The sequence below is a fragment of the Parasphingorhabdus sp. genome, assembly GCF_048269915.1.
Classification (GTDB): Bacteria; Pseudomonadota; Alphaproteobacteria; order Sphingomonadales; family Sphingomonadaceae; genus Parasphingorhabdus.
Genome location: NZ_JBLWTY010000001.1, coordinates 149,085 through 162,216, shown reverse-complemented (window position 1 = coordinate 162,216; position 13,132 = coordinate 149,085). Strand labels below are relative to the sequence as shown.

Annotated in this window: 9 protein-coding genes; 4 read left to right on the top strand and 5 right to left on the bottom strand. The window is 57.5% G+C overall.

Features of this window, described 5'->3' with window-relative positions; all coding sequences use genetic code 11:
• Window positions 1–8: 8 nt before the first annotated feature.
• The 4 genes from ACN0WX_RS00725 (at window position 9) to ACN0WX_RS00710 (ending at window position 7,327) form a co-directional block, all read left to right on the top strand.
• Window positions 9–1,814, top strand: a complete 1,806-nt coding sequence (locus ACN0WX_RS00725; RefSeq protein ID WP_417620360.1) for a cytochrome c3 family protein — start codon at window positions 9–11, stop codon at window positions 1,812–1,814.
• A gap of 27 nt (window positions 1,815–1,841) precedes the next feature.
• Window positions 1,842–2,690: a phosphodiesterase gene (locus ACN0WX_RS00720; protein WP_417620359.1), complete on the top strand. Its 849-nt coding sequence runs from the start codon at window positions 1,842–1,844 to the stop codon at window positions 2,688–2,690.
• 170 nt (window positions 2,691–2,860) lie between these two features.
• Window positions 2,861–5,062, top strand: coding sequence for a M3 family metallopeptidase (locus ACN0WX_RS00715; protein WP_417620358.1), 2,202 nt, complete (start codon window positions 2,861–2,863; stop codon window positions 5,060–5,062).
• A gap of 213 nt (window positions 5,063–5,275) precedes the next feature.
• The gene (locus ACN0WX_RS00710) at window positions 5,276–7,327 is read left to right on the top strand and encodes a S46 family peptidase (protein WP_417620357.1); all 2,052 of its coding nucleotides are present in this window, start codon (window positions 5,276–5,278) and stop codon (window positions 7,325–7,327) included.
• Between the two features lie 113 nt (window positions 7,328–7,440).
• On the opposite strand, the gene ACN0WX_RS00705 is transcribed toward ACN0WX_RS00710, so the two are convergent.
• The 5 genes from ACN0WX_RS00705 to ACN0WX_RS00685 all read right to left on the bottom strand — a co-directional run bounded on the left by ACN0WX_RS00705 (window position 7,441) and on the right by ACN0WX_RS00685 (window position 13,089).
• Window positions 7,441–8,163: an outer membrane protein gene (locus tag ACN0WX_RS00705; RefSeq protein WP_417620356.1), complete on the bottom strand. Its 723-nt coding sequence runs from the start codon at window positions 8,161–8,163 to the stop codon at window positions 7,441–7,443.
• A 404-nt stretch (window positions 8,164–8,567) separates the two neighbouring features.
• Window positions 8,568–10,106: a M20/M25/M40 family metallo-hydrolase gene (locus ACN0WX_RS00700; protein ID WP_417620355.1), complete on the bottom strand. Its 1,539-nt coding sequence runs from the start codon at window positions 10,104–10,106 to the stop codon at window positions 8,568–8,570.
• Window positions 10,107–10,182: 76 nt separating this feature from the next.
• Window positions 10,183–10,443, bottom strand: a complete 261-nt coding sequence (locus ACN0WX_RS00695) for a hypothetical protein (protein WP_417620354.1) — start codon at window positions 10,441–10,443, stop codon at window positions 10,183–10,185.
• Between the two features lie 242 nt (window positions 10,444–10,685).
• Complete coding sequence (locus tag ACN0WX_RS00690) at window positions 10,686–11,522, bottom strand: S1/P1 nuclease (protein WP_417620353.1); 837 nt, start codon at window positions 11,520–11,522, stop codon at window positions 10,686–10,688.
• A 43-nt stretch (window positions 11,523–11,565) separates the two neighbouring features.
• Entirely contained in the window at window positions 11,566–13,089 is a 1,524-nt protein-coding gene (locus ACN0WX_RS00685) for an acyl-CoA carboxylase subunit beta (protein ID WP_417620352.1), read from the bottom strand.
• Window positions 13,090–13,132 lie beyond the last annotated feature (43 nt).

Sequence of the window (13,132 nt, the reverse complement as noted above, 5' to 3'; positions counted from 1 at the left end):
AGCCGGATATGACCTTCATTATACGCCAGATCGCGACCACCGCCGATGGTCGCGAGATTGTCCGGTCGAAGCCGACCGCCGAGGACAAAATCGGCATTGGCCGAAGCACTGCAAACGCGATCCACCTGCCCGATCTCGCCGTCAACCCGGACCATGCCATCATCCGCAAACGCGATGACGGGCAGATCATTGTCGAAACCTTGTCGGGCGAGCATTTCACCATGGACGGGAAGCACCGGGTGTCGGTCACGATCGAGCCTTCAAGAGGTGCGGAACTCGGCTTTGGCGGCCATGTGATACTGGTCAGTGAGGAAGACGGGGATGTTGTCCTTACCGTCAAGCGGGTCGACGCTGTGTCCGATTCCGCGGAAACGAGGAGTGAGACGACCGTCTACACGCTCAAAGGCTTGCTCCCTGGCAAGCGGATCACCGCTTGGACCTTTATTGCCCTCGTGCTGGCCGCATTTCTGGTCTGGCCAATCTACACCTGGGCCACCTGGCGTGGTGTCGAAGAGAGGCCCGATCAATTTCATGCCGACACAATGTGGTCGTCCGGCCCGCTCAGCAGTGCGCATCACGGACTCGAGAAAGACTGTCAGGCTTGCCATGTCGATGCTTTTGTCACGGTCAAGGACAAGACCTGTCTCACTTGTCATGAAGAGGATGCGCATGACCATGCCGCCAAACCTCGCTTGCTGGCCGCGCGCGGTGGTCCGGAAGGGCTGGAGAAAATCGGCGCTGCATTTGCCTCTGCCTTTAACAAGCCACCGGGCAGGTGTGTCGAATGTCACAGCGAGCATGAGGGGGCCGGTGCTATGGAGCCCACTGCGCAAAATTTCTGCGCCGATTGCCACGACGGGATGGATGGACGTTTGATCGATACAAAACTGGAAAACGCGTCGGATTTCGGTATTGCACACCCGCAATTTCGGCCGGCCGTACTCGTCCAGCCCGGCGGCAAAAATCCTTCGCGCAAGCGTGTCTCGCTCGATCAGAAGCCAACCGAATATAATGGCCTGAAATTTCCTCATGACGTTCATCTCTCGAAGACCGGCGGCGTCGCCCAAATGGGGCGGACGCTATCGGCAGAATTTGGCTTTGGTTCTGCGCTCGTGTGCAAGGATTGCCATACGCCGGATCCCAAAGGCGTGCGTTTTGAACCCGTCGACATGGAGGAAGATTGCAGCATGTGTCACAGTCTCGCCTTTGACGAAATCGGCGGCACGGTGCGGACGCTCAGGCACGGTGAACCCGCAATGGTTCAGGCCGATCTTGAGGCTTATTATCGTTCCACCGGCCCAACCCGGCCGATCAATCTTGGCGGGATGACGCGCCGCCGTCCGGGGGCGGGTAACGAGGCCCGCGTGGCCAGCGATTATGCACGCGCTGTCCAGTTCCGCCCGAGCCGCGCCAATCTGGCGATCAGCCAGGTCTTCTCTCGCGGAGGGGCCTGTTTCGACTGTCACGGCGTGACTCCCCCGACCGCTAGCGGGCGGGTCGATTATGGCATCAAGCCGGTGACCCAAACCGACCGCTATATGCACAAGGGCTGGTTCAGCCATGACGCCCATAATGACGCTGAATGCACGACCTGTCACAATGCGCCGACGTCCAAGAGTGCCACTGATTTGCTGTTGCCCGGGATCAAGACGTGCCGCGAATGCCATGGCGGGGAATTTCAGCAGCAAACGGACGTGCCTTCGACCTGCGCCATGTGCCATGATTATCATGCCGGTGACGGTGCACCGTGGCTGATCAAGGAAGAACAAAAGGATAAGCAGAAGAAGCCGGAGAGAAAGCTTGCCCGGCAATAGGGCGGACCGAAAAAAGGGAGGGCGTCCATGTTAATGGCGCAGATCACGGATATTCATCTGGGCTTTGACCCTGATAATCCTGCGGAATTCAACCGCAAGCGCCTAGATCAGGCGATCAAGACCATCTGCGCGATGACCCCACAACCCGATCTGTTGCTGGCCACTGGTGATCTCGTTGATCGCGGCGATCAGGAAAGCTACGCGCGGCTGGAAAATGCCTTGTCCGTCGTGCCATTTCCCGTTCACATGTGCCTTGGCAATCACGATCTGAGGGCTCCATTCCGCCAGCAATTTCCTGATGTGCCAACCGTCGACGGCTTTGTTCAGCACGAGGTCGATACGCCGGCTCTCCGATTGCTGTTTCTCGACACGCTGGAAGAGGGCAGGCACGGGGGAGCCTTTTGCGCTACCCGGGCCAGATGGCTAAGCGACAAGCTTGCGGAAAAAAAGGACAAGCCGACGATCCTGATTCTACACCACCCGCCGGTGGAAAGCGGCATTGACTGGATGAACACCCATCCCGATGAGCCCTGGGTCGGGCGGTTGGCCGAAACCGTGGCGGGCCATGATCAGGTCAAGGGAATGATTACCGGGCATCTGCATCGCAATATTTCAACATGGTGGCAGGATATTAGCCTGACGGTCTGTGCGTCGACCGCACCCCAGGTTGCGCTGGACCTGAAGCCGATCGATCCGGAAAATCCAGATGGACGCAATATGATCGTCGCTGATCCGCCAGCCATTGCTTTGCACTGGTGGAACGGGCGTCAGTTGATCAGCCATTTTGAAACAGCAGAAGAGCATGTCATGCTCGCCCGCTATGATGAGAATTTGCAGCCGCTGGTGCGCGCCCTGCTGGCCGAGAGGCCGGAATAGCCAGTTTTTCGACGTCGTTCATCGACCGGAAATAGCAGTTCGTCTAATATTTGATTTCTGGCGCAACCTTTTTTGCGTTTGGCCTCCGCTTTGGCTAGAACCCAACCAACGGCGCCGTAGGCGCTTTCCGGGCGACCCGTGACAAGGGCCCTGTATATGGAGAAACATACATGCGATTCACGATTTCCAGCCGCAAATTTTTTCTGGGTGTTTCCAGCGCCGCGCTTATTGGCGCGACTGCGAGCCCCGCTCTTGCCGATCATCATGGGAAAAAAATGACCACTGCAGAACTGAACAAAATGAGCGCGATGCAATCTGTATCGGCAGACAAGAGCGAGAATAGTGTGCTCCAGCCGTGGACCGGACCTTATGATGGTGTGCCGCCGTGGGATGAAGTGAAGGTCGCCGATTTTCCGGCAGCCTTTCAGGCGATGATGGACAAGATTCAGGCCGACGTAAATGCGATCCGCGACAATCCGGAGCCTGCGACCTTTGAAAATTTCACCGTACCAATGGAACTGGTCGGCAACGAAGCCAATAATCTCTTCGCTATCTGGGGGGTGCACAGCAGCAATCTTTCCAATGACGAAGTCCGCAAGATCCAGGGCGAATGGTTGCCCAAGGTGTCTGCTTTCTTCGACCAGCTAACCCTCGACCCGAAATTGCTGGCCAAAACCAAAGCGGTTTACGACAATCGTGAATCGGCCGGACTGGATGCCATGCAGACTCGGCTGGTCGAGCGCAATTACGAGCAATTGGTCCGCGATGGCGCCCTGCTGGACGGCGCCGACAAGGAACAGCTGATCGCCTATAATACCGAATTGTCGAAGGCATTTAACGACTTTTCCAACAAGGTGTTGGCCGATGAGGAAACCTTCATCTTCCTGACCGACGAAGCGGATCTGGCCGGACTGCCGGACAGTTTCGTTGCCTCGCTCAAGGCCGCTGCGGAGGAGCAGGGCAAGGCCGGCTGGGCGCTGAAAAACACCCGCTCGGTGATGCAGCCCTTCCTGCAGAACTCGACTCGTCGCGATCTGCGCGAGCAGGTTTACAACGCCTATATCAATCGCGGCGACAATGGCGATGCCAATGACACCAATGCGACCATCGCCAAGATCCTGAAGCTGCGCGCCGACCGCGCCAAGCTGTTGGGTTTCAAGACCCACGCCCATTACCGCATGGCCGACACGATGGCGAAAGAACCGGAAGCGGCGATGGACCTGATGATGAAGGTCTGGCCGGCGGCCGTCGCCCGCGTCGGTGAAGAAGTCGCTGACATGCAGGCGATTGCCGATGCCGAGGGCGCGGAGATCACCATCGCACCATGGGACTACCGTTTCTATGCGGAGAAGGTTCGCAAGGCGAAATATGATCTCGATGCTGCGGAGATCAAACCTTATTTCCAGCTCGACAAGATGATGGATGCCCTGTTCGATGCGGCAGGCAAGTTATATGGCCTCACCTTCACCGAAACTACCGGCAGCATTCCGGTTTTCGACCCCGAGGTCCGCACCTTCGAAGTCAAGCGCGGCGACAAGGTCATCGGTGTGCAGTTTTTCGACAATTATGCGCGCAACGGCAAGCGGTCCGGGGCGTGGATGACCACCTACAAGGACAGCTACAAGCTGGGTGGCCGGAACAAATACACGATCTCGTCGAACAACAATAATTTCGTCAAGGGCGGCGATGGCGAGCCGACCCTGATCAGCCTCGACGATGCGCAGACCCTGTTCCACGAATTTGGACATGCGCTGCATTATCTCAACTATGAAATTACCTACCCGGGTCTTGCCAACACGCCGCGCGACTTTGTCGAATATCCGAGCCAGGTGAACGAGAATTGGCTGATGACGCCCTATATCCTGTCGACCTACGCCACTCACTACAAGACCGGCGAGCCGATTCCGAAGGAGCTGGTGGACAAGATCCAGGTATCCAAGACCTTCAACGAGGGCTTTGCGACGGTTGAATATCTGTCCTCGGCAATCGTCGACATGAAGCTGCACAATCGCGAGGAAGCGATCATCGATCCGGACAAGTTCGAACGTGAAACGCTGACCGAAATCGGCATGCCGAAAGAGATTGTGATGCGGCACCGCCTGCCGCAGTTCAACCATCTCTTCTCGTCAGACGCCTATTCGGCCGGCTATTACAGCTATCTCTGGTCGGAAACGATGGACGCCGACACTTGGGCAGCCTTTGAAGAAGCGGGCAGCCCGTGGGACAAGGAAACCGCCGAGCGGTTCCGGACGATCCTGCTGGCGACCGGCAATGAAACCGACCGCAAAGAAGCCTATCGCCAATTCCGCGGCCGTGATCCGGAGGTAAAATATATCCTCAAGAAGCGTGGCTTCCCGGTACCGGGTGAATGAGGCGATATGGGTTGCAAGGATGACGCGGCAAATTAGGCGACCGTCGTCCTGATGAATTGAGAAAGGGGAGCGCGATTGTGCTCCCCTTTTTTGTTGGGGATTGTTGCAATCGATACGGTAATTCCATTGTAGAGTCCCTGTGTCATGCTAAACTCAGTCCAGATATTTGATCAAAGCTGTCAGCTTCTGCACCTAATAAGGAGACAAGTCCTCATGACCACACGTTCGGTTTTTCTCGCTACTGGCATGATCTGCCTGTTCGGCGCGGCAGCATCGCCCGCCTATGCCGATGAGGGCATGTGGACCTTTGATGCCTTTCCGACCGGGCAAATGCGTGAGGCCTATGGCTGGGCGCCAGATAAGGCCTGGCTGGACCGCGTGCAGGCCGCGTCTGTTCGCCTCACCGGAGGATGTTCCGCCAGTTTTGTGTCAAGCCAGGGGCTTATTCTGACCAACCATCACTGCGTCGCAAGCTGTCTCTATCAAAATTCAGACGATGAAAACGATTTCCTGAAAAACGGTTTTATCGCCGGAAACCGGGCTGAAGAAAAGAAATGCGCCGGGCAGCAAGCCGAGGTGGTCACCATGATCACCGATGTGACGGCCGATGTGACGGCCGCCATTGGCGACCTTAGCGGCGAGGCACTGACCAAGGCGCGCGACGCAAAAATCGCGGTTATCGAAAGCGCTGGGTGCCCGGATACGGAGACCACAAGATGTCAGGTGGTAACCCTGTTCGGTGGCGGCCAGTATAAGCTCTATTCCTACCGGAAATATTCCGATGTACGGTTGGCCTGGTCGCCGGAGGATAGGGCTGCAACCTTCGGTGGAGACCCGGACAATTTCAATTTCCCGCGCTATTCGCTCGATGCATCGTTTTTGCGGGCCTATGAAAATGGCAAGCCGGTCGCCACTCCTGCCCATCTGAAATGGAATCCGCGCGCGCCGAAAGAAGGCGAGCTTACGTTCGTGGTCGGCAATCCCGGTTCAACGTCGCGGCTTTATACGCAAAGCCAGCTTGCCTTTGAACGCGAAGTGCGTCTGCCGGTGACCGTAGCTACCATGTCGGAACTGCGCGGGCGTCTGATCCGGGCGATGGAGGAAAGCCCGGAGAAAAACCGCGAGGGCCTCGACTTGCTCGGCGGTATCGAAAATTCGCTTAAAGTCTATATCGGCCGGACCAAGGCGCTGAATGATCCAGCCTTTACCGCAAAGCTTGCCGGTGCCGAAGCTAACCTGAAAGCGAAGAGCGCGGGTAATGACGCTATCGGAGATCCGTGGGCGGATGTGGACGCGGCAATGCAGGCCTATCGCTCTTATTATTTGCCCGCACGTTTCACCGATCCAACGGGTGATCTTTACGGCTATGCGCAAGTTCTGGTGCTGGCGGCGATAGAAAGCGCAAAACCCAATGCCGAGCGGCTGCCAGGCTTTACCGACAGCGCGCTTCCGTTGACCAAAAAACGCCTGCTCGACGAGCGGCCGGTATATCCTTGGCTCGACGAACTGAAGTTCGGATGGAGCCTGTCCAAGGCGCGCGAATATCTTGGTGCCGACGATCCCGATACGAAGCTACTGCTCGGCAAGGAAAGCCCTGAACAGCTGGCCGAGCGACTGGTTGCCGGCACCGGACTGGCGGATCCCGCAATGCGCCAGAAATTATGGGACGGAGGTCTCGCCGCGATAGAGGCGTCGGATGATCCGATGATCCTCTATGCGCGCAAACTCGAAGCGCGCCAGCGCGAGCTCAGGCAGCAGATTGATGAAAATTACGCCGGTCCGTTGACCAATGCCGGTGCGAAGCTCGCCGACGCGCGTTTCGCCGCCTATGGGGACAAGCTCTACCCCGACGCGACATTCACGCTGCGGATCAGCTACGGTCAGGTCAAAGGCTGGATGGAGCGGGGCAAGCAAGTGCCGGTTGCAACCATCCTTGGCGGCACGTTCGACCGCGCCACCGGCAACGAACCCTTTGATCTCGCGCCCGCTTTCGGCGCCAACAAGGACAAGATCGATCCCTCGATCACTTATGATTTTGTCTCGACCAACGATATTATCGGGGGCAATTCCGGCTCGCCGGTGATCGACAAGGCCGGTACGGTGATCGGCGCGGCGTTTGACGGCAATATCCATTCGCTGGGCGGAAATTATGGATATGATCCTGTTCTCAATCGCACGGTATCGGTTTCTGTCGCTGCGGTTCAGGAGGCGCTGGAGACAATCTATCCTGCGCCGAATTTGGTGAAGGAACTGAAGGCGAAATAATTGCCGCCGCCTGATGGTGGGCAACCCTCAGGACTTGCAATCGTATTGAAAATCAAAAAATGGCGCGCCGTCCACTGAACGGCGCGCCCTTCTGCGACTAGTCTAGCTTCGGCTTAAAAGCGGAAACCGACGCCCGCGACCACCTGGTGGCGGTCGAGGTCGACGCCGATTTCATTGTTATCGTTGAACAATGTGTCGTTATATTTGAGCGAGCTATAGTTGGAATAGCGATACTCGAGTTTGACAAACGCGCCGGAACCGTTGCCGTTTCCGCCGGTTCCGATCACCTGCTCGACGCCCGCGCCAAGACGATAGCCGTCAACCTGCTGGCTGTCGTCGAAGTTGAGATTAACGCCATCGGATTCCGCGCGGTCCTGGAAACGGGATTCGACTGCGGTGTTGGTGTAGCCGCCCTTGGCGTAAAGCAGAGTGGTCGGGGTGACCTTGGCACCGATGCGCGCGCCGAGATAAAGGTCGCGCTTCAGGTTGATGCGATAGCCGAACGGGGCGTTGATGTCCTCATCGCCTTCTTGGCTACCGGTCGAATCCATATATTCGCCTTCGATACCGAAGACCACGGGACCAGCATCGAAATCATAGCCGAGCGCCACGCCGTAAGCTAAGCCGTCGACCGACTGATCAAGAGTGTTATTTTCGAAAATGCCATCATTGTCGGTATCGACATCCACATCGCTGCCCGAACGCAGCGTATCATAGCCACCAAGAATTTCGGCGCGAGGACCAGTGAAAGGCGAATTGGACTGGGCTGCTGCAGGGGCTGCGAAAGTGCCCGCAACCGCACATAGAATGACGGGGGTAATTATGGGGGATTTCATTATTTTACTCCAACTAATTAAACAGGGAACATGATTGTTCCGGTTATGCCCGCTATATTTGCGGGCTTTTCCTTGATGAATGGCCCAAACAAACAGAGCGACCCTTCGAGGAATAGAGTGAACGGTCCGGAGGCATCGGTGGTTCCATCGAAAGCCGGATTAGTTGAAACAATATTGCTTCTGATGCAAAAATATCACGGTTTCGCCGTGTTCGTTCAATCTGAACGGATGAAGAGACGGGGCATTTCCTTCAGAAATGGGGGAACATCTTCGTTCCGGCAGCGCTGAAGCCATTCGGCGACATCTGAGGGTCGGCCGGATCCGTTAGTGGTGAGCTTGTCGAACCAAGCCTTCAGTCTCGAGGCATCCTTCGACAGGCTCAGGACTAACGAGAATATTGCAGGTTATTTGATCGCTGCCAGCTGGTAGAGAAAATCGGCATAGCCCATGGTCGCATCAACCAGGCCGGCGACCTTGGGATTGGTCGATTCAATCACATAATATTCGTCCGGCGCATGTGCTCCGGCCCCATGTCCCATGCCGAAATGACCGGCGGGGATCGAAACCGGCGGGCTCGTAAAGGTCGCTCCCGGCCAGGAACCGGCGAGGCGCGGATTGAGCGTCGCCTCGATACCCGCGCGTTCATAAGTCGCCAGTTCGGTGCGGATCAGCCGGCTATTCTCATCGGTCTCGGTTGGATCATAGCCGCCGCTGACATTGACCTCGATATCGGGAAAGCCGTTGGCGTCGAGATGCGCACGCAATTTGGTTTCGGCTTCGGCGCGGGTCTGATTGGGGACGAGGCGCAGATCGAGCTTGGCCACGGCACGCCCCGGCAGGACGGTCTTGCCGCCCGGTCCGGTATAGCCAGCAACCAGCCCCTCGATGTTGACGGTCGGCTCCTGGGCCAGCCGCTGCAGTGCCTGCTCAAAGGGCAGGTCATCAATCCAGTGTTCGACACCCAGAATCGCCTTGCGCTGGGCTTCGTTTGAATTGCGCGCGGTTTCTGCAATCAGGGCTTTTTCACGAGCGGTCAGCGGCCGGACATTGTCAAACCATCCTTTTATGGCCGGCGTGTTCCCGTCAGCGGTCACCAGCGTCTGGAGCGCCTGCACCAGCCGCCAGCTCGGGCTATCGACCATCGCTTTCAGGCTGCTGTGAATATCGCCCTTCGGCCCGCGGCCCCATTTCTCACCACTGGCGACCAGCTCCAGTTCAATCAGGCCTTTGGAACCCAGGTTGACGCTTACGTTGCCATTCTTGTCCTGCCAGCTGGCCGGAATGAATATGCCCTCACATTTTTTGAGGGCGGCTAGCACATTGGGTTTGGTCGCGACCTGTTTGAAATGGGGTGATCCGATTTCCTCTTCCCCTTCGCAGATCAGGACAATGTTGACCGGCAATTGGCGACCCGCTGCGCGGATGGCATGCAGTGCCGCCAAGAAGGTTGCTTCCGGTCCTTTCTGATTGACCGCGCCGCGTCCCATGATCGCTTTGCCGAAACCGGGGCGGTCGACAATCGCCGCTGCCAGCGGGGGAGATGACCATTCGGACGGGTCATATTGTTTGACGTCATACATGAAATAGATGCCGAGCGTCCGTTTTGCGCCCGCATCGAACGTGGCAAATACGCCAGGATGCCCGTCGGTCGGAACGATTTCGACATGCTGGAATCCGGCGTCCTTGGCTAGAGCGGCCATATATTCCGCTCCTTCTGCCATATTGCGGTCTTCCGCAGCGATTGAGGGGATTTTGATCCAGTCCTGAATCCGCCGGACTGATGCCTCGCGCCCCGCTTCCGCAGCCTTGCGTATGGCGCTCATGTCGCTGTTTGCGGCTAAAGATATTGCGGGCGAAAGAAACATGGCCCCGGCCCCGGCCATGGCTGCTCCGCGCAGAGCCTGACGGCGATCAATGGATGGATATTTGATATCGGATGTCATGCGCGTTCCCCTTTTTCTGGGGACCGAGAATGACCGTAAAATTATTATATCGCAAGCCTGAACAGACGCCGGAATTTCAGGCTGCCATCGCCGTCTTGCTGAAATGTTCAGTGAAGCGCGGCTGCATTGGCTGGCTGGCAACCATCGCCAGCGGCAGAGCGGTCTCACAATGCGCGCATTCGGCGCTGATCCGGCCGACATGCCAGTGCGATTTTCCGCAGCCGGGGCAGCGGTTGACGATATCGAGATGATAGAGTGGTTGATAGCCCCGGTTTTGCCCCTGTTCGGCCAAGGCTTGAGCAGGCTCGTTGATGAATGATCTGGGTGACAAGTACATCGCTTCGTCCTTCTTTCTATCTTGTGCCAAACTTACTGCGAACCAAATGCCATTTCGTTGCTGAATCAACGATGAACCGTTCCTTATGATAGATGAAATGATATTCCAGTCGTGGGAAATCGATAGGAGATAATCGCCATTTCTGAGTGATCAGTAACACAATATTGATCAAATGTTTGATTTTGGCGGCAAATAATTCACAAATTTACATGCTATTTTGGCCGAAATCTTGACCGTCGGGATTAGCGGAGCGCGGCGTCCAGCAGATGGGCCAGACGGAGCCCGGCGCGCTTGACCTGCAGGCGGGCGACCGGGACGAGTGCCGGAATTTCTATATTATCGATCATTGCACGCTGTTTCATGGCCGGCCCGCATGATGGCGCATCTTCGGCGGTCCGGTAGCTGTGGTTGCGGGAAACCTCCCACGCCTCCATCGCCCAGTCTGCGGTGGTGCCAGTTACCAGAGCCGTCTTTTCTGTCGCATTATATCGTCTGACCATATCTGGTCCGTCGCTGATTGCCCGTTCGGCCAAGGGACCGTCCCACAGCCAGTGGAGATTCATCCGGCCTTCGATAATGCCATAGGCGGCGCTGACATCATTGCCGCCACGGTCGGAGCGGTCGCCGCTGTGCAGCGGCATATGCATGTCGCCGACAAAATGGACCAGAAAGGTGAGGGCTTCGAGCCGGATATGAGCGGGCAGGCTCTTGTCGGCCAGTAGCGCGGCATTGCGGTCGATTTGCGCGGATACGCAATTGCCGTTGGCGCAGGCGCTTTTGAGATCAAAGGGCTTGCAGATATCGACATTCTGATAATGCCAGGGCCCGGTATAACCCCAGCGCAGCCGGTCGCGACGAATACAGTCGGGCCAGACGCTGGCATCGCCGATATTGCTCAAATCGCACTGCGGGGTGCCGAGCAATTTCGCCGAGCGAAACAGCTGGTTCATCCGCGTCTTTGTCACCGGATCCAGATTGGCTTCGGCTATGTCAGCGATGGTGCGATGGGCATATTCCCCCCAGGCGAGGGCTGGAGTGGGAAGCAGAACGAGAAAGGCGGCGATCCAGAATTTTATCATGGTCGATAATTGGGCATGTTTCATTACAGTTTGACGAAAACGGTCAATTGGCACCCAATTTTCGCCACGCCAGATCGGCAAATTCACATAATAGCGGCCGCGTGTCGCGCGGGTCTATAATATCCTCGACGCTGAATTGCTCGGCTGTGCGGAACGGGGAAGTGACCTTGTCGAGCTTGGCCTTGATCTCGGCAAGCCGCGCAGCCGGATCCTCGGCGCTTTCGATATCGCTTTTATAGGCGACCTCAAGACCACCGGCGATCGGCAGCGAACCCCAGTCGCCCGAAGGCCAGGCGAAGCGATATTGGAAATTTTCGGCATTGCTCATCGCGCTGCCGGCGATGCCATAGGCGCGGCGGACGATGACGCTGGCCCAGGGCACGGTCGCTTTATAGACGGCGTTCATCGCCTGCACGCCGTAACGGATGGTGCCGGTGCGCTCGGCCTCGCCGCCGATCATGAAGCCGGGATTGTCGACCAGATGGACGACCGGCAAATGGAATTGCTCGGCCAGCTTGGCGAAGCGTTCCACCTTTTCCGACGATTTGGCTTCCCAGGAACCGCCCAGGAAGGACGGATCATTGGCAAGCACGGCTACCGGCCAGCCGTCGAGACGGGCAAAGGCGGTGATCGCGGCCCGGCCCCAGCGTTTGCCCATTTCGAACACGCTGCCTTCATCAAACACCGATGTCATGATCTTGCGCATCGAATAGACTTGCTTGTCCTCCCGCGGGACGGCGGAGAGCAGGCTTTCCTCGCGGCGGTCGACGGGATCGATATTGCGCGTGCGCGCGGCCAGCTGGTTCACATTGCTCGGCAGATAGGACAGGAATTTGCGGGCGGTGACAAAGGCTTCGGCTTCGCTGGACACCTCCTCGTCCACAACACCATTGGTGGTGTGGATATTGGAACCGCCGAGCTGTTCCTTGCTGAGGTCATCGCCGATTGCTGCGGCCACTGCCGGACCGGCGGCAAATATCTGCGAAAGGCCCTTCACCATGATCGAATAATGGCTGGCGACGGTGCGCGCTGCGCCCATGCCCGCGGTCGGGCCCAAAGCCAAGGCGACGACCGGCACCGTATCCTGGTTCCTGATGATATCTTCCCAGCCGGGAACGGCCGGTACATAGGTGAAGCCCATATCCTCAAGACTCTTAACCGAGCCACCGCCGCCAGTGCCGTCGATCATACGGATCATCGGAATGCCCAGTGTATGTGCCATTTTTTCGCACTGCGTGAATTTCCGGTGCAGCGCCGCATCGGCAGCCCCGCCGCGCACGGTGAAGTCATCCGCAGACGCCACCACCGGGCGGCCCTCGATATTGGCCCGGCCAAAAATCAAGTTGCTTGGCGCAAAATCCTCGAACGTGCCATCCTCGGCATAGGTCCCGCGCCCGGCAATTTTGCCGATCTCGCGGAAACTGCCTTCATCGACAATGCCGGCAATCCGCGCCCGCGCATCGAGCTTGCCGCGGCCGTGCTGGCGAGAGACTTTTTCTTCCCCGCCCATTTTTTCGGCGAGCCGCTGGCGCTCGGCGAGTTCTTCGAGTTCAGGTTTCCATGTCATGAGACCGGGTTAACCAAGTGGTTAAGAAAGGGGAAGCGGGAAT

What these genes read in the sequence shown, in the direction of transcription:
- ACN0WX_RS00720 (WP_417620359.1), top strand. Translation starts at nt 1,842, where the DNA reads ATGTTAATGGCGCAGATCACGGATATTCATCTGGGCTTTGACCCTGAT.
- ACN0WX_RS00705 (WP_417620356.1), bottom strand. Translation starts at nt 8,163, where the DNA reads ATGAAATCCCCCATAATTACCCCCGTCATTCTATGTGCGGTTGCGGGC.
- ACN0WX_RS00700 (WP_417620355.1), bottom strand. Translation starts at nt 10,106, where the DNA reads ATGACATCCGATATCAAATATCCATCCATTGATCGCCGTCAGGCTCTG.
- ACN0WX_RS00710 (WP_417620357.1), top strand. Translation starts at nt 5,276, where the DNA reads ATGACCACACGTTCGGTTTTTCTCGCTACTGGCATGATCTGCCTGTTC.
- ACN0WX_RS00725 (WP_417620360.1), top strand. Translation starts at nt 9, where the DNA reads ATGACCTTCATTATACGCCAGATCGCGACCACCGCCGATGGTCGCGAG.
- ACN0WX_RS00690 (WP_417620353.1), bottom strand. Translation starts at nt 11,522, where the DNA reads ATGATAAAATTCTGGATCGCCGCCTTTCTCGTTCTGCTTCCCACTCCA.
- ACN0WX_RS00695 (WP_417620354.1), bottom strand. Translation starts at nt 10,443, where the DNA reads ATGTACTTGTCACCCAGATCATTCATCAACGAGCCTGCTCAAGCCTTG.
- ACN0WX_RS00685 (WP_417620352.1), bottom strand. Translation starts at nt 13,089, where the DNA reads ATGACATGGAAACCTGAACTCGAAGAACTCGCCGAGCGCCAGCGGCTC.
- ACN0WX_RS00715 (WP_417620358.1), top strand. Translation starts at nt 2,861, where the DNA reads ATGCGATTCACGATTTCCAGCCGCAAATTTTTTCTGGGTGTTTCCAGC.